The following is a 23,361-nucleotide window of genomic DNA, read 5'->3' as shown; positions in this document are numbered from 1 at the left end:
CAGAACCACGACGCCAAGTAAAGTTCCACAAAAAGCAAGGAACAAATTTCCAGATTTCAGGTAAATTCAAAGGCTCGCTTTCTTGATTCTCTCCGGGTGAAAACACCTATGCCGAATGGCCATCGTCCGTTTTTGCCTTTTCTCCGGGAAAAATCGCCTATTGAGCTTCGAGGCTCAAAAAACAGGCGTTCCTGTTGCAATAACGCGCGATCTGCCGTTCGGTTTATTGCTCAACCCAAAAAAATATAAAAGCAAACCCTGAGCCACCTTCGGATAGGTGACTCGCGTGAGTCGGTGTCGGTATCGCGCCCGGGACAGGGTCGGCCTGATCCTCCTGGTGCGGATGCACCGCCTCGGTGCGACGAGGGGCAGCGACCGGCGCACCAGTTCAAGGTGACCGGTCTGCTCCAGGGATAGGTGGGGATAGCGGGGAGGCTGCTTTCGAGCCCCCGTGTTCAGCGAAGCGGCCCCGGTTCGCTGTTCAACCTCAAGTAGACAGGGCCAGCCTTTCAGCGGGGCTTGAGCGTGCCGAAGCCGGCCATGGCAGCCGGCCCGAAGCACGACGCCGGTCTCCTGCGCAGCGGCAGGCCCGGCGTGTACAGGACGATCAGCTGAAGAATTCCTTCGCCTTGTCGAACCAGCCCTTGTCGGTGGGGCTGTGCTTCTCTCCACCCTTCTTGAGCGAATCGTCGAGGTCCTTCAGCAGCTTGCGCTGGTACTCGGTGAGCTTCACCGGCGTCTCCACACGCACGTGGCAGTACAGGTCACCCGGGTAGCTCGAGTTCACGCCCTTGATGCCCTTGCCGCGCAGGCGGAACTGCTTGCCGCTCTGCGTGCCTTCGGGAATGTCGATGGCCGCCGCGCCCTTCAGTGTGGGCACGTTGATCTCGCCGCCGAGCGCGGCCGTGGTCACGCTCACCGGTACCACGCAGTGCAGGTTGTCGCCGTCGCGCTCGAAGATGTCGTGCTTCTTCAGTCGGATCTCGATGTACAGGTCGCCCGGAGGGCCGCCATTGACGCCGGGCTCGCCGCTGCCGGTCACGCGCATGCGCTGGCCGTCGTCGATGCCGGCGCGGATCTTCACTTCGAGCGTCTTGTTGCGCTTGATCTTGCCCTGGCCATGGCACGCGGTGCAGGGCTCGGGAATGATCTTGCCGCTGCCGTGGCAGGTGGGGCAGGTCTGCTGCACGCTGAAGAAGCCCTGGCGCATCTGCACCGCGCCCGCGCCGTGGCAGGTGGTGCAGGTGATGGGCTTGGTGCCGGGTTTCGCGCCCGAGCCGTGGCAGGTCTCGCATTCGTCCCAGGTGGGGATGCGGATCTCGGTGGACTTGCCCTCGGCTGCTTCCTCGAGCGTGATCTCCATCGCGTAGCTCAGGTCGCTGCCGCGGAAGACCTGCCGGCCGCCGCCACGGCGTCCGCCGCCGAACACGTCGCCGAAGATGTCGCCGAAGGCTTCAGCGAAGCCCCCGAAGCCTTCCGCGCCCGGGCCGCGCATGTTCGGGTCGACGCCGGCATGGCCGTACTGGTCGTAGGCCGCGCGCTTCTGGCCGTCGGACAGCATTTCGTAGGCTTCCTTGACCTCCTTGAACTTGGCCTCGGCCTCCTTCGCGGTGTCGCCGTGATTGCGGTCCGGGTGGTGCTTCATCGCGAGCTTGCGATAAGCCTTCTTGATTTCTTCTTCGCTGGCGTTCTTGGGGACGCCGAGGGTTTCGTAGTAGTCGCGTTTGGTGGCCATGGCAGGTCGATCGGGAGATCAGGGAAGCAGCGGGAACTCGGGTGACTTGAAGCGAGAAAGGCTGGAGCACCCTTGCAGGTGTTCCAGCCTTGGTCGGCGGGCTGGAGATCAGCCCTTCTTGACTTCCTTCACTTCGGCGTCGACCACGTTGTCGTCGGCCTGGGCGTGCGATGCAGCTTCCGCGCCAGCGGCACCGGAGGCTGCCGAGGCGCCGGCCGCGGCCTGCGATTCGGCATACATCTTCTCGCCGAGCTTCTGGCTTGCGGTCATCAGCGCGTTCGTCTTTTCCTCGATCGCGGCCTTGTCCTCGCCCTTGAGGGCTTCTTCCAGGTTCTTGATCGCGGTCTCGATCGCTTCCTTCTCGGCGGCTTCGAGGCTGGCGCCGTGTTCGCCCAGCGACTTCTTCACGCTGTGCATCATGGCTTCGCCCTGGTTGCGCGCCTGAACGATCTCGAGCTTCTTCTTGTCGTCGGCGGCGTTCAGCTCGGCATCCTTCACCATCTTCTGGATCTCGTCTTCCGACAGGCCCGAGCTCGCCTTGATGGTGATCTTGTTTTCCTTGCCGGTGCCCTTGTCCTTGGCGCCGACGTGCAGGATGCCGTTGGCGTCGATGTCGAAGCTCACCTCGATCTGCGGCGTGCCGCGCGATGCCGGCGGAATGCCTTCCAGATTGAATTCGCCCAGCAGCTTGTTGCCTGCGGCGATGTCGCGTTCACCCTGGAACACCTTGATGGTCACCGCCGGCTGGTTGTCCTCTGCGGTCGAGAAGGTCTGCGCGAACTTCGTCGGGATCGTGGTGTTCTTGGCGATCATCTTGGTCATGACGCCGCCCATGGTCTCGATGCCCAGCGACAGCGGGGTCACGTCCAGCAGCAGCACGTCCTTGCGGTCGCCCGAGAGCACCTGGCCCTGGATGGCGGCGCCGACGGCCACGGCCTCGTCGGGGTTCACGTCCTTGCGCGGTTCCTTGCCGAAGAAGGCCTTCACCTTCTCCTGCACCTTGGGCATGCGGGTCATGCCGCCGACCAGGATCACGTCGTTGATGTCGCCCACGCTGATGCCGGCGTCCTTGATGGCCAGGCGGCAGGGAGCGATGGTGCGCTCGATCAGCTCGTCGACCAGGCTCTCCAGCTTGGCGCGGGTCAGCTTGATGTTCAGGTGCTTCGGACCCGATGCATCGGCCGTGATGTACGGCAGGTTGATGTCGGTCTGCGCGCTGTTCGACAGCTCGATCTTGGCCTTTTCAGCGGCTTCCTTCAGGCGCTGCAGTGCCAGCACGTCCTTGCTCAGGTCGACGCCCTGTTCCTTTTTGAACTCGCCGATGATGTAGTCGATGATGCGCTGGTCGAAGTCTTCGCCGCCCAGGAAGGTGTCGCCGTTGGTCGAAAGCACTTCGAACTGCTTCTCGCCGTCGACGTCGGCGATTTCGATGATCGACACGTCGAAGGTACCGCCGCCGAGGTCGTACACGGCGATCTTGCGGTCGGCCTTGTCCTGCTTGTCCAGGCCGAAGGCCAGGGCAGCGGCGGTGGGCTCGTTGATGATGCGCTTGACGTCGAGGCCCGCGATGCGGCCGGCGTCCTTGGTGGCCTGGCGCTGGGCGTCGTTGAAGTAGGCGGGCACCGTGATCACGGCTTCGCTGACGGTCTCGCCGAGGTAGTCTTCGGCGGTCTTCTTCATCTTACGCAGGATGTCGGCGCTGACCTGCTGCGGGGCGATCTTCTTGCCGCGCACTTCCACCCATGCGTCGCCGTTGTCGGCCTTGGCGATGGTGTAGGGCATCAGGTCGATGTCCTTCTGGACTTCCTTTTCCTCGAACTTGCGCCCGATCAGGCGCTTGATCGCGTACAGCGTGTTCTTGGGGTTGGTCACGGCCTGGCGCTTGGCCGAGGCACCGACCAGCACTTCACCGTCTTCCTGGTACGCGACGATCGACGGCGTGGTGCGCGCACCTTCCGAGTTCTCGATCACACGCGTGGTGTTGCCTTCCATGATCGACACGCACGAGTTGGTGGTGCCGAGGTCGATGCCGATGATCTTTGCCATGTTCTTACTCCTGAAAGCCTGAAAAATATGTTGTTATGAACTTGTGGATAACCCGTCGCGATTCAAGGCATGAAGCGGGGATTTCCTGTGGGAATCTTGTGCGTCGCCGAACGGCGGGTCACTTCGGGGCGCTGACCGTGACCAGCGCCGGGCGCAGCACGCGGTCGTTGATGGTGTAGCCCTTCTGCAGCACGGTGACCACGGTGTTGGGTTCCTGGTCGGCGGGGACCATCGAGATGGCCTGGTGCTGGTGCGGGTCGAACTTCGTGCCGGGCGCGGGGGCCACTTCGATCACCTTGTTGCGTTCGAGCGCGCTCTTGAGCTGGCGCAGCGTGGCTTCGGCGCCTTCGCGAATCTGCTCGGGCGTGGCGTCCTTGACGGCCAGGCCGGCTTCCAGGCTGTCGGTGACCGGTAGCAGGCTTTCGGCGAAGGCCTCGACGGCGAACTTGCGGGCCTTGCTGACTTCCTCGTCCGCGCGGCGGCGGGCGTTCTGCACGTCCGCCTGGGCGCGCAGGTACTGATCGGCAAGCTCGGCATTCTTGGTCTGCAGCGCGGCGAGTTCGCCCTGGGCGACGGCCAGGGCATCGAGCGCCTCGGCTTCGTTGGCGGCTTGCGCTGCCTCCAGTTCTTCGGGGCTGGGCTCGCCTTGCAGCATTTGAGAATTCTGTGCGGATTGTTGCGGGTCAGACATTTTTCAAAGAACCGGCACGTGCCGGAAAACAAACGATAGCCAGCCACATGGGGCTGGCCGAAGGCATTTCAAGCGAAAAAATGGGGTCGAAACGACCTCCGAGACACGAAAAAGGCCCGAAACCGGGCCTTGGAGCCGTCAGCTGGGAGGCTCAGTGGGCGTCGAGCAGTTCGACGTCGAACTTCAGGGTGGCATTGGGGGGGATCACGCCGCCCGCGCCGCGAGCGCCATAGCCCAGCGATGCGGGAATGATCAGCGTGCGCTTGCCGCCGATCTTCATGCCGGCCACGCCTTCGTCCCAGCCCTTGATGACCTGGCCCGCGCCCAGCGAGAACGCGAAGGGGTCGTTGCGGTCGCGGCTGGAGTCGAACTTGGCGCCTTGCACGCCGTCGTTGTAGAGCCAGCCGGTGTAGTGCACGTGCACGTGCTGGCCGGCCTTGGCTTCGGCGCCGGTGCCGACTTCGGTGTCTTCGTATTGCAGGCCGGAGGGAGTGGTGGGCATGGGAAACGCTCCTTGCGTCGATGTGAGATCCGTGGATCGAAGGCGCGGAGTTTACCGAGGCCCGGCGGGCGGCCCCGCCGTCCGTCAGCCGTGGCTGCTGTCGTCGCCGGACGGCGCGGGTGTAGGCGCAGGCGCCGGAGGAGGTTCGGGAGAGGGCGCTGCCGGGGGCGCAGCGGGAGCCATGGCGGGAGCGGCGGAGGCGGTTGCGGCCGGCGCAGTTGCCGCAGCCTTCTTCTGCTGGCCGAGCTGCCATTTGCCGGCGAAGGCCTGCAGGTCGGACAGGCGCTTGAGCAGGTCCTGCCCGCTGAGCGTGAGGCTGTAGCCGTCGCTGCCATGGCCCACGAGGCCGGCCTCGCGCAGTTCCTTGATGCGGGTGTTGAGCGTGTTGGGGGTGATGCCGCCGACGCTGTCCTGCAGCAGGCGGAAGGTCTGCGCATGGCCGTCGCGCAGGGCCCAGAGCACGCGCAGCGCATAACGGGCTTCGAGCAGGGCGAGCAGCTGGCTGATGGCTGCGTTTTCCTTGGTACTCATCGACATCATCTCCTCGAAGCTGGGCGGGCCGTCGACCTGCGGGGACAGGGCGATGCCTCGCGTTCTTGTGGTTGGTTATGAACCGTCTCGTTGGGCGGCGACTATAGCGCAATCGATGAGGATGCTACTAGTTTTGTAGCTGTCAAGGCAAGCTGGATGCGGCTTGTGAGACAAAGCCTCACAAATTGGTGTATTCGGCCATGGCTTCGCCCAACCGGATCGCACGGCCGGGCGACCACTGCGGGTTGAAAGCCAGCGCGGGCGCCGGGAATAGCATGACGACGGTGGAGCCCAGCAAGAACCGGCCCATCTCGTCGCCCTTGCGGATGTCGATCTGCTGGTCGGTGTAGTGCCACTCGCGCAGCTCGCCCACGCGCGGCGGATTGACCACCCCATGCCACACGGTGGCCATGCTGCCGACGATGGTGGCGCCCACCAGCACCAGCACGAAGGGCCCGCGCGCCGATTCGAAGACGCACACCACGCGCTCGTTGCGCGCGAAGAGGCCGGGCACGCCGCGCGCCGTCGTCGGGTTCACCGAGAACAGGTCGCCCGGCACGTGGATCATGCGCACCAGCCGCCCGTCGCAGGGCATGTGGATGCGGTGGTAGTCCTTCGGGCTCAGGTAGAGCGTGGCGAAGCTGCCGTGCGCGAACTTCGCGGCCAGGGTGGCGTCGCCGCCCACCAGTGCGGTGGTCGTGTAGTTGTGGCCCTTGGCCTGGAAGATCTGGTCGCCTTCGATCGCGCCGAACTGGCTGATCGCGCCGTCCACGGGGCAGATCAGGTCGGCCTGGGCGATGGGCCGGGCGCCGGGCTTGAGCTCGCGCGTGAAGAACTGGTTGAAGCTCTTGTAGTGGCTGATGTCCGACTCGAGCGCCTCGCCCATGTCCACGCCGTACTTGGCCACGAAGCGCCGGATGATCCACGTCGTCACGGCGCCCCGCTCCTTGCCCGCGACCCAGCCGGCGAAATTGGTCAGGGCCTGCTTGGGAAACAGGTATTGGGGCAGTACGGCGGAGCGGTCGGACACGTGGGAATGATCTGGAAAGCGGATCGGAGGGGCATTCTATAAAGGGCTTTTCGCCCGGGACGTAGGAAGCTTCCCTTGGTTCTTCCGGCCGACCCCGCCGATCGCGCCGGATCAGTCGGGCTTGATTCCCGCAGCCTTGATCACCTGCGCCCACTTCTCCACCTCGGCCTTCTGGAAGGCCGCGATCTGCACCGTGCTCAGGTCGGCCGGCTCCATGCCGAGGCCCTTGAGCTTGTCCTGCATCTCCGGCGTCGCGAGGATCTTGCGGATCTCGGTGTGCAGCCGGTCGACCACCGGCGCGGGCGTGTGCGCGGGCACGAAGATCGCCTGCCACGACACCACCTCGAAGTCCTGCAGGCCCGGCACGCCCGACTCGGCCACCGTTGGCACGTCGGGCATCGAGGCCAGCCGCTTCGACGAGGTGACCGCGATCGCGCGCAGCTTGCCGCTCTGGATGTGCGGGCCGGCCACCACCGTGGTGTCGAACATCATGTCGACCTGCCCGCCGATCACGTCCTGGATCGCCGGGCCGCTGCCCTTGTACGGGATGTGCGTGAACTTCACGCCCGACTTGTAGGCCAGCAGTTCCAGCGCCAGGTGCTGCGAGGTGCCCGTGCCGGCCGAGGCCGACGAGAGCCCGCCCGCCTTGCCCTTGCTCGCGGCGATCACGTCCTTCAGCGTCTTGTAGGGGCTCGCCTGGTTCACCACCAGCACCACCGGGTTGGTGCCGATCAGCGTCACCGGCGCGAACGACTTCTGCGGGTCGTAGCCGAGCTTGGGGTACAGGCTCACGTTGATCGCGTGCGAGCTGATCGTGCCGCCCACCAGCGTGAAGCCGTCGGGCGCGGCGCGCGAGCCGATCTCGGAGCCCACGCTGCCGCCGGCGCCGCCCTTGTTGTCGATGATCACCGTGGTGCCCAGCGCGGGGCCCAGCTTCTGTCCTATCAGCCGGCCCAGCACGTCGGTGGTGCCGCCCGCCGGAAAGGGCACGAGGTAGGTGATCGGCTTGCCCGTGGGCCAGTTGCTGCTGCCCTGGGCGAATGCCGCCGGAAGCGCGGCGGCGACCGAAGAGGCGAGGGCGGTGCGGATGAGTGTGCGGCGTTGCATGCGAAGTCTCCTTGGGTTGTCAGTTGGCGCCGGCTGCCCTTCAGGGCAGGTCGATGATCTCGATCCAGTTCGGGTTCTTGCCCACCTCCAGGTGCTGGGGCGTGCCCAGCGCGCCGGTGTCGGCGTCGATGGCGTAGAGGGAGATGCCGTTCGATTCCTGTCCCGCCGCGATCAGGTAGCGGCCGGTGGAATCGATGGCGAAGCCGCGCGGCCCCTTCTCGGTCGGCGTCTGGCCCAGCGGCTGCAGCTGCCCCGTAGCGGCGTCGACCTTGAATGTCGAGAGCGTGCTCGAGGTGCGCTCCGACGCGTAGAGGAAGCGCCCGTTCGGCGTCAGGTGCAGGTCGGCGGCCCAGGGCTTGCCGGTGAAACCGGCGGGCAGGGTGGTGGTGCTCTGTTCGAGCCTGAGCGTGCCGCGCGCGGCGTCCCAGGCGAACACGTGCAGCGCGGCGTCGAGCTCGTCCAGCAGGTAGACGTGACGCTGCGCCTTGTCCCACACGAAGTGGCGCGGGCCCGACTTCGCGGCGGTGGTGGTCAGCGGCGGATCGTTGGGCGAGAGCAGGCCTTTCTCCGCGTCGAAGCGCCAGCTCGACACGTTGTCGCCGCCCAGGCTGGTGGCGAGCACGAAGCGGTTGCTCGCGTCGGCGTGGATGGCGTGCGCGTTGGGCGCCGTCTGGATCAGCTGGTGGATCGGCCCCACCGTGCCGTCCTTGCCCACCGCGTTGACCGTGATCTTGCCGCCCTGGTAGGAGGCCGCGAACAGCCACTTGCCGCTCGTGTCGAGGTCGATGTTGGCCATGCTGTCGGCCAGCGGCGCCTCGCCCAGCTTCCGCAGCCTGCCGCTGGCGCCGTCGATCGACAGCGCGGCCACGCGAAACGGCTGCGAGCGCAGCGCGGCGTACAGCACGCGCTTGTCGCGGCTCACCACCATCGGCATCACCGTGCCGCCCACGTTCAGCGTCTGCACCGGCTTGAGCGCTCCCTGGCTCCTGTCGAGCTCGAGCACCGAGATTTCCTGGCTGTCGGCGTTCGACACGTAGACCCAGGTGGCGGCCGATGCGGGTACCGCCGCGGCCAGCCACAGCAGCGATGCGATGGTCGTCTTCTTCATGGCCGGGGCTCAGGGCTTGATGTTGAGTTTGGTGATGAGCTGCTTGAAGTACACGTTGTCCTTCGCCAGCGTTTCCTTGAACACCGCGCCGTCGGTGTAGACATAGCCCAGGTTCTGCTTGTCCATCACCTCGTGCATCAGCGGTTCGGCGGCGGTCTTCGCGGTGATCTCGCGCAGCTTCGCCATCACTTCGGGCGGCGTGTTCTTCGGCGCGCCCAGGCCGCGCCAGGTGCCGATCGACAGGTCGATGCCGCGCTCCTTGGCTGTGGGCACCTTCTCGAAGCCCTTCACGCGCTTGTCGGCCATCACCATCAGCACCTTTAGCTTGCCGCCCTGCACGTGCGTCGTCACCTCGGCCGGGCTCACCGCCACGGCCTCGATGTGGCCGCCCAGCAGCGCCAGCACCGCGGGTGCCGCGCCCTGGAACGGGATGTGGCCGAACTTGGCGCCGGTCTTGTCTTCCAGCGCGGCGGCGGCAAGGTGCCAGATCGAGCCGTTGCCCGAGTTGCCCACGCGCACGCTCTCCGGCGATTTCTTCGCGGCGGCCAGGAACTCCTCGATGGTGTTCCACGGCGCGTCGGCCTTCACCGTGATCGCGGCCGGATCGGCGTTGAGCTGAGCGATCGGCTGGAAGTCGTCGTAGTTGAACTTGGCCAGCCCCAGGTGCGGCAGCGTCAGCAGCTCGACCGTGAGCACGGCGAGCTTGTAGCCGTCGGGCTTGGAGTTGATCACCTCGGTCCAGCCGATGGCGCCCCCCGCGCCGGGACGGTTGACGATCACGATGCTCTGCGAGATGTGCTTGCGGCTCGCTTCCGAGAAGGCACGCGCCAGGCCGTCGGTGCCGCCGCCGGGCTGGTAGGGCACGAGCAGTTCGATGGTGCGGTTCGGAAAATCGGCCTGTGCGGCGGCCGGTGCCGCCAGCCCGAGCGAGAGGGCGGCCGTGGCCGAGAGGGCGGCGATGCCGCGAATGAACTGCTTGCGTTTCATGATCCTTGTCTCCGTTGTTGTGGTTGAGCGTTGAAGTGTTGAAAGGTGTGGGTGCGCGTCAGGGCATGTACTGCCCGCCGTTCACCTCGATCACCTGCCCGGTGACGTAGCCCGAGAGTTGTTCCGATGCGAGGTAGAGGAATGCGCCCACGCATTCATCCGGCGTGCCGATGCGGCCCATCGGAATGCCGGCGCGGAAGTTCTCCAGCATCGCGGGCGTGGAGAAGCGGTCCTGGAAGGGCGTCTGGATGACGCCCGGCGCCACCGCGTTCACGCGGATGCGGTCGCCCACCAGCTCCTTCGCCAGCCCGTGCGTTGCCGTGCTCACGAAGCCCTTCGAGCCCGCGTACAGATAGGCCGAAGGCCCGCCGCCGGTGCGTGCCGCGACAGAGGTCACGTTGATGATGTTGCCGCCGCCGCTCTTGCGCATCAGCGGAACCACCTCGCGGCAGAAAGCGAGCACCGAGCGCGCGTTGATGTGCAGCACTTCGTCGAAGAGTGCATCGTCGAACTCGGCGATGGGCACGCGCTTGACCAGGCTGCCCGCGTTGTTCACCAGCACGTCGATGCGGCCGCCGAACTGCGACGAGGCCTGCTTCACGCACTCGCGGATCGCGCCCGTGTCGCGCACGTCGGCCTTCAGTGCGAAGGCGGTGCCGCCGGCCGCGCGGATGGTGTCGACCACCTGGTTCGCCGCGTCGGCGGAGCTGTTGTAGTGCACCGCCACGCGCATGCCGCGCGCGGCGAAGGCGATGGCCACCGCCGCGCCGATGCCGGTGCTGGCGCCGGTGACGAGGGCTGTCTTGTCCTTGAGGTCTTCCATGAGGGGCTCCGTTGATGAAGAGACAGGTCTTAGAAAGGAAATCAGAAAGACGTGAACCCGCGCGTCGCGCAGCGCCTTGCTCAGGTCACGGGCGCGGGGTTGAAAAGCACCAGCGCGTTGTGCAGCTTCCAGTGCTCGGCCCAGGTCTTCTTCCGTCCGCTGGCCACGTCGAGCATCAGGCGGAACATTTCCCAGCCGATGTCCTCGATGGTGGCCTCGCCGTCGGCGATGCGGCCCGCGTTTACGTCCATCAGGTCGTGCCAGCGGCGCGCGAGGTCGCTGCGGGTGGCGACCTTGATCACCGGCACCTCGGCCAGTCCGTAGGGCGTGCCGCGGCCGGTGGTGAACACGTGCAGGTTGATGCCGGCGGCCAGTTGCAGCGTGCCGCAGATGAAGTCGCTGGCGGGTGTGGCCGTGTAGATCAGGCCCTTCTGCTTCGCCTTCTCGCCGGGCGCGAGCACGCCGGTGATGGGCGCCGAACCCGACTTGACGATGGAGCCCATCGCCTTCTCGACGATGTTGGAGAGCCCGCCCTTCTTGTTGCCCGGCGTGGTGTTGGCGCTGCGGTCGACCATGCCCTTCTTCAGGTAGGCGTCGTACCAGGCCATCTCGCGGATCATGGCTTCGGCCACCTCGGGCGTGGACGCGCGCGAGGTGAGCTGGTCGATGCCGTCGCGCACCTCGGTGGTCTCGGAGAACATCACCGTGGCGCCCGCGCGCACCAGCAGGTCGGTGCAGAAGCCCACCGCCGGGTTGGCGGTGACGCCCGAGAAGGCATCGCTGCCGCCGCACTGCACGCCCACCACCAGCTCGCTGGCGGGCACGGTCTCGCGTTTGCGCGCGTTGAGCCGGGCGAGGTGCTCCTCGGCCTGGCGCATGACCGAATCGATCATCGACATGAAGCCGACGTGCGCGTCGTCCTGCAGGCAGACCACGTCGAGCGCGGTATCGGGCGTGGTGCCGGCACGCTGGTCGGCGATGGGAATGCTGCCCGGCGGCAGCAGCCGCTCGGGCTGCAGCTTCTCGCAGCCCAGGCTCACCACCATCACCTCGCCGCCGAAGTTGGGGTTGAGGCTGATGTTGCGCAGCGTGCGGATCGGCACGACGGCGTCGGGCGCGTCGATGGCCACGCCGCAGCCGTAGGTGTGCTCCAGCGCCACCACGTCGTCGACGTTGGGGTACTTCGGCAGCAGCTCGGCCTTGATGCGCTGCACCGCGAACTCGGTGACGCCGGCCACGCACTGCACCGTCTGCGTGATGGCCAGGATGTTGCGCGTGCCCACCGAGCCGTCGGCGTTGCGGTAGCCCTCGAAGGTGTAGCCCTCCAGCGGCGGCAGGGCAGGGGGCTTGACCGTGGCGATGGGAAGGCCGTCGAGCTCGGGCGCGGTCGGCATCCGCATCACGCGCTCGTGCACCCAGCTGCCGCGCGGCAGCGCCTTCTGTGCGTAGCCGATCACCACGTCGTAGCGGCGGATGGCATCGCCTTCGGCGAGGTCGACCAGCGCGAGCTTGTGGCCCTGGGGCACGTTGTCCACCAGCCGAAGGCCGTCGGCGAACTCCGCGCCGGCCTTCAGCCCGCCGTCGTTGGCGACGATGGCCACGTTGTCCGCGGCGTGGATGCGGATGTAGAGCGGAGGTCTTTCGGTCTCGGACATATCAGGCTTCGAAGGCGACAGAAAAAGCGCGGTCTTTTCGTGGAACACCGCGGAACCGGACTTGCCGGCCGCAGGTGTTGCCCCCTGCAAGGGGGAAGGCGCGCGCGACACGAAGTGCGCGAAGACTGGGGGTGTGCGTCATTTCACCACCATGAACATGCTGGGAAGCCATGTGGAGAACGCGGGCACGAAGGTGACCACGCCGAGCGCGAAGATCAGCGCCCCGTAGAACGGCCAGATGGTGCGCATCACCGTTCCCACCGACACCCCGCCGATCGCGCAGCCGACGAACTGGGTCGTGCCCACGGGCGGCGTGTTCAGGCCCAGCGCGCAGTTGATGAGCATCACGATGCCGAACTGCACGGAGGTCATGCCGTACTGCTGCGCGATGGGCAGGAAGATCGGCGTGCACAGCAGGATGGTGGCGGCCATGTCCAGGAAGGTGCCCAGCACGAACAGGATGATGTTGATGAGCAGGAAGATCACCCACGGCGTGCTCGTGACCTGCGACAGCATCTGTCCCGTGAGCTCGGCCACGCCGTACAGGCTGATGAGGTAGCCGAAGGTGCTGGAGATGCCGATCAGCAGCAGGATCACGCCGGTGGTGCGCACAGCCTTCGAGGCCGCCTTGACGAAGTGCTCCCACTTCAGCGTGCGGTACACGAAGATCGTGAGGGCCAGCGCGTAGAGCACAGCCACCGCCGCCGACTCGGTGGCCGTGAAGATGCCCGACAGGATGCCGCCCAGGATCAGCAGCACCACGAACAGGCCCGGCAGCGCCGCCGCGAACGAGCGCGCCACGATGGCCCAGCCCGGGAAGGTGCCGGCGGGGTAGCCGCGCTTGACTGCCACCAGGTAGGCGGCCGCCAGGTTGCTGACGGTGAGCACCGCCGCCGGCAGCAGCGCCGCGAGGATCAGCGCCGCGATCGACACCTTTCCGCCCGCGGCCAGCGAATAGATGATGAGGTTGTGGCTGGTCGGCATCAGCGCGCCGACCAGTGCCGCGTGGGTCGTCACGTTGACCGCGTAGTCGGCGTGATAGCCCTCCTTCTTCATCATCGGGATCATCACGGCGCCCATGGCCGAGACGTCCGCCACGGGCGAGCCCGAGACGCCGCCGAACAGCGTGCAGGCCACCACGTTCGACATGCCGAGGCCACCGCGCACGTGGCCCACGAGGTCGCGCGCCAGGTTGACGATGCGGTCCGCGATGCCGCCGTAGAGCATCAGCTCGCCGGCGAAGATGAAGAACGGGATGGCGAGGAACGAGAAGATGCCCATGCCCGAGGTCATCTGCTGGAAGCCGACCGCCAGCGGCAGGCCTTCATACAGCAGCGTGGCCAGGGCCGACAGGCCGATGGAGAAAGCCACCGGCACGCCCAGCAGGAGGAAGAGCGTGAACGAGAGGCAGAGAATCAAAAGGGGAATGGTCATGATCTGGCCGCCTCGCCGGTGGTGGGGGCGCTATGGACTGTTCGGGGAATGCCGCGGAACCGGCTTTGCCGGGCCGCAGGCATTGCCCCCTGCAAGGGGGTTGGAGAAGCGACACGAAGTGCGCGAAGCCTGGGGGTGTGCATTCGTTATCCCCAGGCGGGTTCCACTTCGCGGCCTTGGGCCAGGGCGATGATGTGTTCGATGGAGAAGAGGACGATCAGCACGCCCGCGACCGAGGCCGGCACGTACTTCCAGCCCTCGGAGATCCACAGCGTGGGCAGCCGGTATTCCCAAACCGAACCGGCCAGCTCGGCGCAGTTCCAGGCCATGGCCAGGCCGAACAGCAGGATCAGCGCGTGGATAAGGTATTCCATCTTCAGCCGCAGCCAGTCGGGCGCGAGCACGAGGAAGGATTCGAGCCCGATGTGGCCCGCGTCGCGCACGCCCACGGCCACGCCGAGCATGGTGACGTAGAGCACCAGCAGCAGCGCGAGGCTTTCGGCCCAGGTGGGGGTGTTGTTGAGCACGTAGCGGCCGAACACCTGCCAGCTCACGGCGCAGATGACCGCCACGAGACCGAGGATGCCCAACCACATGCAGGCACGGGCGAGCGTGCGGCAGAGTTTGGTGTACATGAAGGTTTTTCTCTGTTTCTCCCTCCCCCTCTGGGGGAGGGCAGGGGTGGGGGCTAGCGGCGTCCCTATGCCAGCGCCGTCGTGCCCCCATCCCGGCCTTCCCCCAGAGGGGGAAGGAGTTGGTTCAGCAGGGCGGTTCGCTTACTTCGTCTCTTGCACGCGCTTCACGAGGTCCTTGAGCTTCGCGTCGGTGATGAACTTGTCGTACACCGGCTTCATCGCCGCCTGGAACGGGGCCTTGTCGACCTCGATGATCTCGGCGCCGCCGGCCTTCACCGTGGCCAGCGACTTCACTTCGCGCTCTTCCCACTGCTTGCGCATGTAGGGCACCGACTCCTTGGCGGCCTGGCGGATCCAGCCCTGCTCCTCGGCGGAGAGCTTGTCCCACACGCGCTTGGAGAACAGCAGCATCTCGGGCGCCATCGAGTGCTCGGTCTTGCTGTAGTACTTGGCCACTTCGAAGGCGCGCGCGCTTTCATAGGTGGGGTAGTTGTTCTCGGCGGCGTCGATCAGGCCGGTCTTCAGGCCCGTGTAGACCTCGCCCATGGGCATGGGCGTGGCGTTGGCGCCCATGGCCTCGAGCATCGACACCCACAGGTCGGACTGCTGCACGCGCACCTTCAGGCCCTTCATGTCGGCGAAGCTGCGCACCGGCTTCTTGGCGGTGAACATCGAGCGCGCGCCGCTGTCGTAGTAGGCCAGGCCCACGAAGCCCTGCTTCTCGCACGACTTCAGAATCTCTTCGCCGATCGGGCCGTCCAGCACCTTGTGCAGGTGGTCGACCGATCGGAACAGGAAGGGCATGGTCGGCACCTGCGTCTCGGGGCAGATGTTGTTCATGGGCGCGATGTTCACGCGCACCATCTGCAGCGCGCCGATCTTGGCCTGCTCGATCGTGTCCTTCTCGCTGCCGAGCGCACTGTTGTTGAACACCTTGATGCTGTGCTTGCCGCCCGACAGCGCCTTCAGGCGCTCGCTCATGAACTTCACCGCGGTCACGGTGGGGTAGTCGTCGGGGTGGATGTCGGCCGAACGGAACTCGGTGGCGTGTGCAGCCATGGTGGTCAGCGCGGCTGCTGCGCACGCGGAAATTGCGATCAGGGTCTTCTTGGCGAATTTCATTTGTCTCGTCCTCTGGTTTGGTGGTTGTTGAAAAAGGGGGTCAGCTGCCGAAGGCCGGCTCGGGCACGCCCTGCGCGCCGGGCCGCAGCGCGAACACGCCGCCGGCCAGCGGCTGGTCCGACAGGTCGATGCCGCCGGGCCGGATCGAGGTGACGAACAGGGTGTCGAGGCCCGCGCCGCCGAAGGCGCACATGGCGGGTTTCTTCACCGGCACTTCGAGCGAGCGGTCGAGCCGGCCGTCGGGAGTGAAGCGGTGCACCAGGCCCGCGTCGTTGCCGCAGATCCAGTAGCAGCCGTCGGTGTCCATGGCGGCGCCGTCGGGGCGGCCGGGCAGGGGCTTCATGTCGACGAAGAGGCGGCGGTTGCCTGGCGTGCCGGTGGCGATGTCGTAGTCGAAGGCCCAGACGGCCTGCACCGTGGGGTGCGAATCCGAGATGTACATCGTGCGGCCGTCGGGGCTGAAGGCCAGGCCGTTGGGCACGATGAAGTCGTCGAGGCGCTGGTCGGCCTTCGCGCTGCCGCTGGCGTAGCTGTAGAGTCGGCCGACGCGTGCGCCAGCCGCCATGTCCAGCAGCATGGTGCCGGCCCAGAAGCGGCCCTGGCGGTCGCAGCGGCCGTCGTTGAAGCGCATGGCGGGCGCGGCGTGGTCGACGGAAGCGAGCGGCGCGCAGGCCAGCGTGCCGTCGGCCTGCGGCTTCAGCGAGAAGAGGCCGCTTTCCATGCCGGCGATCCACTCGCCGGGCGCGTCGGCGCGCGGCGCGATGCAGGCGATCATTTCATCGGCCTTCCACTGCGCGTGGCCTTCGCCCGCATGCCAGCGGTTCAGCGTGCGCGCGGGAATATCGACCCAGTACAGCGCCTGCTCGGCGGCATGCCACACCGGGCTCTCGCCGGTGCCGTTGCGAGCGTCGAGGACGAGTTCAGCTTGCATCGCCTCAATCGCCGAATGGCCCCTGTGCAGTGAAGGCGCCGCCCTGGTAGATGGCGTTGGGGTCGGTCGGTGCCACCGGAGGCTGCTGCTCGACCTTGTCGCGGAACACTTCGGAGCTGTCCTGCGGCACGAAGCCCAGGTGCGCGGCGGCGCTGTTGTCCCACCACACGTCGCGATTGTTCGACATGCCGTAGACCACCGTGTGCTTCACGCCGGGGGTGAAGAGCGACTTCTCGATCAGCGCGGTCAGGTCGCGGTAGCTCAGCCAGGTGCTCATCATCCGGCGGTTGGCCGGCTCGGGGAAGGAGGAGCCGATGCGGATGCTCACCGTCTCGATGCCCCAGCGGTCGAAGTAGAACTGCGCCACGTCTTCGCCGAAGGACTTCGACAGGCCGTAGTAGCCGTCTGGCCGGCGTGCGGCATGGGCGTCGATGTGCTCGCTCTGCTTGTAGAAGCCGATCACGTGGTTCGAGCTCGCGAACACCACGCGCTTCACGCCATGGCGGCGCGCGGCCTCGTAGATGTGGAACACGCCCTTGATGTTGGCTTCGAGGATTTCCTCGAACGGCCGCTCCACCGACACGCCGCCCAGGTGGACGATGGCGTCGCAGCCTTCCACCAGCGCATGCACCGCGGCCTTGTCCGAGAGGTCGCAGGGCACGGTTTCCTCGTTCGCGCCGGTGGCCGGTGCCAGCGAGGCGATGTCGGACAGGCGCAGCACGTTCGCATAGGGCTTGAGCCGCTCGCGCAGCACCTTGCCGAGGCCGCCGGCCGCGCCGGTCAGCAGGAGGCGGTTCATCTTGTTGTTGTCTGTCATGGTTGGCCGTCCTTGCATGCAGGAGTCATGGTTTCCGAGGGGCCGCCGTCGCGGCGGTTTCGCGGAAGCGACCGGTACGATGCCGGTGAAGCAAGGTCGAGGTCGCTAGGTCGAAAAGGCGCTGCATTTCGGTGCCGTGGAAACCGAAGGCCGCTGGCGGACAAGCCCGCGACGCTTGGGAGTTGAGTGATAAGTTATCTGTTGTCGTACAACTAGTTTGGAGATTATCATCGTGGCCATGGTTCAGACGACTGCGGGTAATCCCTTGGTGTCGGACGCTCCGGCGGAGGCGGGCTCTTCGGCTTCTTCCTTCGTGGGGCGTCCGCGCCAGCGCGCGCGCGGCCTCGCGCACGGGCTGGTGGAAGACCTGGGCGAGAAGATCCGCAGCCAGTCGCTGCGGCCGGGCGACAAGCTGCCGACCGAGTCGGCCATCATGCAGGCCTACGGCGTGAGCCGCACCGTGGTGCGCGAGGCGCTGTCGAAGCTGCAGGCAGCGGGACTGGTCGAGACGCTGCACGGCGTCGGCACCTTCGTGCTGCAGCCGCGCACCGGCGGGGTGTTCCGCCTCGATCCGGGCGAGATCGCCGCGTCGGTCGACGTGCTCGCCGTGCTGGAGCTGCGCATCAGCCTGGAGACCGAATCGGCCGGCCTCGCCGCCAGCCGCCGCACCGACGAGCAGCTGGTGGCCATGCGCCAGGCGCTCGACGACTTCGAGCGCAACGTGGTGGCGGCGGGCGACACGGTGGGGCCCGACTTCCGCTTCCACCTGCAGATCGCCGAGTCGACCGGCAACCCGTACTTCGCGGACATCATGCGGCACCTGGGCACCACGCTCATTCCGCGCACGCGCATCAGCGCCATCCGCACGCACGAGGGCGGGGCGCCTTACCTGAGCCGCGTCAACCGCGAGCACGAAGAGATCTACGCGGCCATCGCGCGGCGCGACCCCGAGTCGGCGCGCGCCGCGATGCGCATCCACCTGACCAACAGCCGAGAGCGGCTGCGCATGGCGCAGGAGGCGGCGCAGCAGAAGGCGAAAGCCGATGCATCCGCGGCAGGTGCCGCCGATGCGGCCGTGCCGTCGACCGACGGCGCTTCCTCTCACTGATATTTTTCTTGTCCGCCATGCTGGACAAGTCATCTCTCTAGTTGTACGATGACTGATAACTTGTGCGGCTCGTCGCGCGCAAGGCCATGACGACCATCGAACAACTGGAGGCAGCATGACCATCTCCCGACGCGGCGCACTCGGCGCCGCACTGGCAACCACCCTGGCCGCCAGCCTGCCGGCGCGCTCCTTCGCGCAGGCCGCGGCCGGCGCGCAGGGCGGCACCGGCAACTGGCCCTCGAAGCCGATCCGGATCATCGTTCCGTACCCGCCGGGCGGTTCGTCCGACATCATCGCGCGGGCCATCAGCCAGCCGTTGTCCGAGGCGCTGGGCCAGCCCGTCGTCATCGACAACAAGGCAGGCGCCAACGGCAACCTCGGCGCCGACCTGCTGGCCAAGGCGCCGGCCGACGGCTACACGCTGATGCTGTGCGACCTGGGCGCGCTGGCCATCAGCCCGTCGCTCTACCCCAAGCTGCCTTTCGATCCGTCGAAGGACCTGCGCAGCGTTTCCATGCTGGCCTATTCGCCGCACCTGCTGGTGGTGCACCCTTCGGTGCAGGCGAACACGCTGAAGGAACTGGTCGAGCTCTCGAAGAAAAGCGATCTCAACTTCGCCGTTACCGCCAGCGGCAGCACCGCGCACCTCGCGGGCATCGAGCTGCAGCGCCGCATCGGCGCCAAGTGGGAGTACGTGCCCTACAAGGGCGGCGTGCAGGCCGTGCTCGACACCGTCTCGGGCCAGACGCAGGTGCTCATGAACGGCATGCTCGCCACCTACCCGCAGGTGCAGGCCGGCAAGCTCAAGCTGATCGCCGTGTCCAAGGCCACGCGCATGCCGCTGATCGGCAGCGTGCCGACCATCGCGGAGCAGGGCGCTCCCGGCTACGAGTCGGGCACCTGGCAGGGGATGGTCGCCGCGCGCGGCGTGCCCGACGCGATCATCAACCGGCTCAACCGCGAGCTGGTGCGCATCATCCGCACCGCCGACATCCGCGCCCGCCTCGCGGGGCAGGGCGCCGAGGTCGTGACCATGACCGCGCCCGAGCAGGACCAGTTCTTCGCCAAGGAGCGCGCGCGCTGGGCGCAGGTCATCAAAGAGGCGAACGTCAGGCTCGACTGACCGGCCTCATCCATCTTTTTCCTTTCCCAAATCTTCACTGGACTCTTCCCGATGAACCCGCAAGAACTCAAGACCATCATGGGCTCCGGCCTGCTCTCGTTCCCGTTGACCGACTTCGACAGCAACGGCGACTTCAACAAGAAGGGCTACCAGCAGCGCCTCGAATGGCTGGCTCCCTACGGCGCCAGCGCGCTGTTCGCGGCCGGCGGCACGGGCGAGTTCTTCTCGCTGACCGGCGACGAGTACCCCGGCATCATCCAGACCGCGGTCGACACCTGCCGCGGCGTGGTGCCGATCATCGCGGGCGCCGGCGGCCCCACGCGCTTCGCCATCCAGTGCGCCCAGGCCGCCGAGAAGGCCGGCGCGCACGGCATCCTGCTGCTGCCGCACTACCTCACCGAAGCCGGTCAGGAAGGCCTGGCCGCGCACGTCGAGGCCGTGTGCAAGAGCGTGAAGTTCGGCGTGATCGTCTACAACCGCGCCACCAGCCGCCTGAAGCCCGACACGCTGGTCGCGCTGGCCGAGCGCAATCCCAACCTCGTCGGCTTCAAGGACGGCGTGGGCGACATCGAGGCCATGGTCGCCATCTACCAGAAGATGGGCGACCGCTTCGCCTACCTGGGCGGCCTGCCCACCGCGGAGGTCTATGCCGCCGCCTACAAGGCGATGGGCACGCCGGTGTATTCGTCGGCCGTCTTCAACTTCATTCCGAAGACCGCCATGGACTTCTACAAGGCCGTCGCCGCCGACGACCTGCCGACCCAGCACCGCCTGCTGAAGAACTTCTTCATGCCGTACCTCGAGCTGCGCAACCGCGTGCCGGGCTACGCGGTGAGCATCGTGAAGGCCGGCGCGAAGATCGTCGGCCACGACGCCGGCCCCGTGCGCGCACCGCTCACCGACCTGAAGCCCGCCGAGATGGAGCAGCTCAAGGCGCTGATCGACTCGCTCGGTCCGCAGTAAGCCGGCACCCGGCGGACGAACCGACCCTCATCACAACAGCGGAGACAAGACGCCATGTTCCTCAAGAAGCTCTTCCTGGTCGCCGCCTCGGCGGCCCTGTTCTCGGCCTGCTCGGTGATGCCCTCGGGCAATGCCGCGTCGGCCGCGCCCGAGGTGGCCGCCGCCGCCGAGCGCCTGCGCATCGCGATGATCGACCCCACCGGCCCCGCGCTCGGCGCGCTGGTGGCCGACGACCTCAGCTACGGCCACTCCGGCGGCAAGGTCGACACCAAGACCAGCTTCATCGCCGACCTGCTCGACGGCAAGTCCGACTTCGTGACCATCGCCATCACCGACCAGACCGTGAAGGTGGTCGACGGCAACACCGCCATCGTGCGCCACACGCTCACGGCCGACACCAACGATTCGGGCAAGCCCGGCAAGGTGGCGCTGAAGATCCTCGGCGTCTGGCAGAAGCAGGGCGGCAGCTGGAAGCTGCTGGCCCGTCAGGCCGTGAGGATCTAGTCCGAATGAAGAAGAGAGTCCTTCTCGGGGCCGCCCTCGCGGCCGCCTCGGTCGCGTTGTTGCCGCTGCCTGCCTCGGCGCAAGCCGATGCATGGCCCCAGCAGAAGCCCGTGACCATCATCGTGCCGTTCCCGGCGGGCGGCTCCACCGACATGGTCGCGCGCACCATCGCGCTGCAACTGCAGACCAAGCTCGGCGGCAGCTTCGTCGTCGACAACCGGCCCGGCGCCACCGGCACCATCGGCACCGGCCAGGTCAAGCGCGCCGCGCCCGACGGCTACACGCTGCTGGTCTCCTCTCTCGGCGCCTTCGTCGTCACCCCGCACCTGCAGAAGAGCGTGCCCTACGACGCGACCAAGGACTTCGACTACATCAGCGTGCCCGTTCAGGCGCCCAACGTGCTCGTCGCGAACGCCGCGCGACCCGAACACACCGTGGCCGACGTGCTGGCGCTGCTGCGCAAGACGCCGGGCAAGGTCTCGTTCGCGAGTTCGGGCAACGGCTCGTCCGACCATCTTTCGGCCGAGCTCTTCTGGCAGCAGACGAAGACCGAAGGCGTGCACGTTCCCTACAAGGGCGGCGCGCCGGCGGTCAACGACCTGCTGGGCAACCAGGTCGACTTCTCGTTCCAGAACGTCAATGCCGTGCTGCCGCACATCCGCGGCGGCAAGCTGCGCGCCATCGCCGTCACGGGCGACAAGCGCTCGCCGGTGCTGCCCGACGTGCCCACGCTGGCCGAAGCCGGCGTGAAGGGCGCCGAGGTCTATTCATGGCAGGGCATGGCCGCGCCCAAGGGCCTGCCGCCCGCGGTGAAGAAGAAGCTGAGCGACGCCGTCATCGCGGCGATGCAGGACCCGGAGACGAAGAAGCGCATGCTCGACCAGGGCCTGGAGATCGTCGCCAGCACGCCCGAGGAATTCACCGCCTTCCAGTTGCGCGAATGGACGCGATGGAAGACATTGATCGAAGCCCGCCACATCACCGCGGATTAATGGCACTCCCCCAGGCTTCGCGCACTTCGTGTCGCTTCGCCAACCCCCTCGCCGGGGGCAACACCTGCGGCCCGGCAAAGCCGGTTCCGCGGTGTTCCCCGAATGGGGCAGCAAAGGTTTTGGATTGATTCAACGATGACGCTTTCAGATTCCACTTCGTCGCCGTCAGGCGCCCCCGTCGTCACCGGCATGCGCGTGGTCCCCGTCGCGGGCCACGACAGCATGCTGATGAACCTGAGCGGCGCGCACGGCCCGTTCTTCACGCGCAATCTGCTGATCCTGACCGACAGCGCCGGCCACACCGGCGTGGGCGAAGTGCCCGGCGGCGAGAAGATCCGCCAGACGCTGGAGGATGCGCGCGACCTCATCGTCGGCCAGCCCATCGGCCGGCACAACGCCATTCTCAACAGCATGCGCAGCGCCTTCGCCGGGCGCGACAGCGGCGGGCGCGGCCTGCAGACCTTCGACCTGCGCGTGACCATCCACGCGGTCACGGCAGTCGAGGCCGCGCTGCTCGACCTGCTGGGCCAGTTCCTCGAAGTGCCCGTGGCGGCGCTGCTCGGCGAAGGCCAGCAGCGCGACGCGGTGCAGATGCTTGGCTACCTCTTCTACGTGGGCGACCGCAGGAAGACCGACCTGCCCTACGAGAGCGACCCCGGCGCCGACAATGACTGGTTCCGTCTTCGCCACGAGGAGGCCATGACCCCCGAGGCCATCGTGCGCCTGGGCGAGGCCACGCACGCACGCTATGGCTTCACCGACTTCAAGCTCAAGGGCGGCGTGCTGCGCGGCGAGGAAGAAGTCGAAGCCATCCGCGCGCTGCACGAGCGCTTTCCCAAGGCCCGCGTCACGCTCGACCCCAACGGCGGCTGGCTGCTGCAGGACGCCATTCGCCTGTGCCGCGACCTGCACGGCGTGATGGCCTATGCCGAAGACCCGTGCGGCGCCGAGGGCGTGTTCTCGGGCCGAGAGGTGATGGCCGAGTTCCGCCGCGCCACCGGCCTGCCCACCGCCACCAACATGGTCGCCACCGACTGGCGCGAGATGGTGCACAGCCTGTCGCTGCAGTCGGTCGACATCCCGCTGGCCGACCCGCATTTCTGGACCCTGCAGGGCTCGGTGCGCGTGGCGCAGCTGTGCCAGGCCTGGGGCCTGACCTGGGGCTCGCACTCCAACAATCACTTCGACGTGTCGCTCGCGATGTTCACGCACGTGGCGGCGGCCGCGCCGGGCAAGGTGACGGCCATCGACACGCACTGGATCTGGCAGGACGGCCAGCATCTGACGAAGGCGCCGCTGAAGATCGAGGACGGCTTCGTGAAAGTGCCAACGCGCGGCGGCCTGGGCGTGGAGCTCGACATGGATGCGGTCGAAAAGGCGCACCAGCTGTACCTGAAGCACGGCCTTGGGGCGCGCAACGATGCACAGGCGATGCAGTACCTGATCCCGGGATGGACTTTCGACAACAAGAAACCCTGCATGATCAGGTAGAGGCGTAGGCTCCGTTTCTCACATCC

General features: G+C 66.9%; 22 protein-coding genes. 6 read left to right on the top strand and 16 right to left on the bottom strand.

All coding sequences use genetic code 11. The features are described 5' to 3' along the window. Nucleotides 1-607 precede the first annotated feature (607 nt). The 16 genes from dnaJ to ABL843_RS20900 all read right to left on the bottom strand — a co-directional run bounded on the left by dnaJ (nt 608) and on the right by ABL843_RS20900 (nt 17,154). Nucleotides 608-1,735, bottom strand: a complete 1,128-nt coding sequence (gene dnaJ / locus ABL843_RS20975; RefSeq protein WP_418117142.1) for a molecular chaperone DnaJ — start codon at nt 1,733-1,735, stop codon at nt 608-610. 108 nt (nt 1,736-1,843) lie between these two features. Further along, nucleotides 1,844-3,781, bottom strand: a complete 1,938-nt coding sequence (gene dnaK / locus ABL843_RS20970; RefSeq protein WP_418117141.1) for a molecular chaperone DnaK — start codon at nt 3,779-3,781, stop codon at nt 1,844-1,846. 118 nt (nt 3,782-3,899) lie between these two features. After that, entirely contained in the window at nt 3,900-4,436 is a 537-nt protein-coding gene (gene grpE / locus ABL843_RS20965) for a nucleotide exchange factor GrpE (RefSeq protein ID WP_240650802.1), read from the bottom strand. Nucleotides 4,437-4,623: 187 nt separating this feature from the next. Beyond that, nucleotides 4,624-4,974 (bottom strand): FKBP-type peptidyl-prolyl cis-trans isomerase, encoded by a 351-nt coding sequence (locus ABL843_RS20960; RefSeq protein ID WP_013540334.1) that lies wholly within the window; start codon nt 4,972-4,974, stop codon nt 4,624-4,626. A gap of 84 nt (nt 4,975-5,058) precedes the next feature. After that, nucleotides 5,059-5,505, bottom strand: a complete 447-nt coding sequence (locus ABL843_RS20955) for a winged helix-turn-helix transcriptional regulator (RefSeq protein ID WP_418117140.1) — start codon at nt 5,503-5,505, stop codon at nt 5,059-5,061. 178 nt (nt 5,506-5,683) lie between these two features. Beyond that, entirely contained in the window at nt 5,684-6,535 is an 852-nt protein-coding gene (gene asd / locus ABL843_RS20950; protein ID WP_369661537.1) for an archaetidylserine decarboxylase, read from the bottom strand. Nucleotides 6,536-6,646: 111 nt separating this feature from the next. Next, nucleotides 6,647-7,642 carry a Bug family tripartite tricarboxylate transporter substrate binding protein gene (locus ABL843_RS20945; RefSeq protein WP_418117139.1) on the bottom strand — a complete coding sequence of 332 codons (996 nt, stop codon included), beginning with the start codon at nt 7,640-7,642 and terminating at the stop codon, nt 6,647-6,649. 40 nt (nt 7,643-7,682) lie between these two features. Continuing rightward, nucleotides 7,683-8,750 carry a lactonase family protein gene (locus tag ABL843_RS20940; RefSeq protein ID WP_418117138.1) on the bottom strand — a complete coding sequence of 356 codons (1,068 nt, stop codon included), beginning with the start codon at nt 8,748-8,750 and terminating at the stop codon, nt 7,683-7,685. A 9-nt stretch (nt 8,751-8,759) separates the two neighbouring features. Beyond that, nucleotides 8,760-9,737: a tripartite tricarboxylate transporter substrate binding protein gene (locus ABL843_RS20935; RefSeq protein ID WP_369661539.1), complete on the bottom strand. Its 978-nt coding sequence runs from the start codon at nt 9,735-9,737 to the stop codon at nt 8,760-8,762. Between the two features lie 58 nt (nt 9,738-9,795). Beyond that, entirely contained in the window at nt 9,796-10,560 is a 765-nt protein-coding gene (locus ABL843_RS20930; protein ID WP_369661540.1) for an SDR family NAD(P)-dependent oxidoreductase, read from the bottom strand. 80 nt (nt 10,561-10,640) lie between these two features. After that, nucleotides 10,641-12,215, bottom strand: coding sequence for a galactarate dehydratase (garD, locus tag ABL843_RS20925; RefSeq protein WP_418117137.1), 1,575 nt, complete (start codon nt 12,213-12,215; stop codon nt 10,641-10,643). A 138-nt stretch (nt 12,216-12,353) separates the two neighbouring features. Further along, a complete protein-coding gene (locus ABL843_RS20920) occupies nt 12,354-13,649 on the bottom strand; it encodes a TRAP transporter large permease (protein WP_126024884.1) in 1,296 nt (431 codons plus the stop codon). A gap of 146 nt (nt 13,650-13,795) precedes the next feature. After that, nucleotides 13,796-14,284: a TRAP transporter small permease gene (locus ABL843_RS20915; RefSeq protein ID WP_126024885.1), complete on the bottom strand. Its 489-nt coding sequence runs from the start codon at nt 14,282-14,284 to the stop codon at nt 13,796-13,798. A 141-nt stretch (nt 14,285-14,425) separates the two neighbouring features. After that, on the bottom strand, nt 14,426-15,406 hold the full coding sequence (locus ABL843_RS20910) for a TRAP transporter substrate-binding protein (protein ID WP_126024886.1): 981 nt from the start codon (nt 15,404-15,406) through the stop codon (nt 14,426-14,428). A gap of 40 nt (nt 15,407-15,446) precedes the next feature. Then, a complete protein-coding gene (locus ABL843_RS20905) occupies nt 15,447-16,337 on the bottom strand; it encodes an SMP-30/gluconolactonase/LRE family protein (RefSeq protein WP_418117136.1) in 891 nt (296 codons plus the stop codon). 4 nt (nt 16,338-16,341) lie between these two features. Continuing rightward, on the bottom strand, nt 16,342-17,154 hold the full coding sequence (locus tag ABL843_RS20900; protein WP_418117134.1) for an NAD-dependent epimerase/dehydratase family protein: 813 nt from the start codon (nt 17,152-17,154) through the stop codon (nt 16,342-16,344). A 238-nt stretch (nt 17,155-17,392) separates the two neighbouring features. Here ABL843_RS20900 and ABL843_RS20895 point away from each other — a divergent pair, with 238 nt between their 5' ends. From ABL843_RS20895 to gudD, 6 genes are all read left to right on the top strand, one after another. Beyond that, the gene (locus tag ABL843_RS20895; protein ID WP_126024889.1) at nt 17,393-18,262 is read left to right on the top strand and encodes a FadR/GntR family transcriptional regulator; all 870 of its coding nucleotides are present in this window, start codon (nt 17,393-17,395) and stop codon (nt 18,260-18,262) included. Between the two features lie 115 nt (nt 18,263-18,377). Further along, nucleotides 18,378-19,385: a Bug family tripartite tricarboxylate transporter substrate binding protein gene (locus tag ABL843_RS20890; protein ID WP_126024890.1), complete on the top strand. Its 1,008-nt coding sequence runs from the start codon at nt 18,378-18,380 to the stop codon at nt 19,383-19,385. A gap of 51 nt (nt 19,386-19,436) precedes the next feature. Further along, nucleotides 19,437-20,348, top strand: a complete 912-nt coding sequence (gene kdgD / locus ABL843_RS20885) for a 5-dehydro-4-deoxyglucarate dehydratase (protein WP_418117132.1) — start codon at nt 19,437-19,439, stop codon at nt 20,346-20,348. Nucleotides 20,349-20,402: 54 nt separating this feature from the next. After that, nucleotides 20,403-20,852, top strand: a complete 450-nt coding sequence (locus ABL843_RS20880) for a nuclear transport factor 2 family protein (RefSeq protein ID WP_126024892.1) — start codon at nt 20,403-20,405, stop codon at nt 20,850-20,852. A gap of 5 nt (nt 20,853-20,857) precedes the next feature. Continuing rightward, on the top strand, nt 20,858-21,844 hold the full coding sequence (locus ABL843_RS20875) for a Bug family tripartite tricarboxylate transporter substrate binding protein (protein WP_126024893.1): 987 nt from the start codon (nt 20,858-20,860) through the stop codon (nt 21,842-21,844). Nucleotides 21,845-21,979: 135 nt separating this feature from the next. Further along, the gene (gudD, locus tag ABL843_RS20870; protein ID WP_418117130.1) at nt 21,980-23,335 is read left to right on the top strand and encodes a glucarate dehydratase; all 1,356 of its coding nucleotides are present in this window, start codon (nt 21,980-21,982) and stop codon (nt 23,333-23,335) included. The last annotated feature ends 26 nt before the right edge of the window (nt 23,336-23,361 follow it).

It is taken from the genome of Variovorax sp. 350MFTsu5.1 (assembly GCF_048302515.1).
GTDB lineage: Bacteria > Pseudomonadota > Gammaproteobacteria > Burkholderiales > Burkholderiaceae_C > Variovorax > Variovorax guangxiensis.
This window is presented reverse-complemented; position numbering and strand designations above follow the sequence as displayed.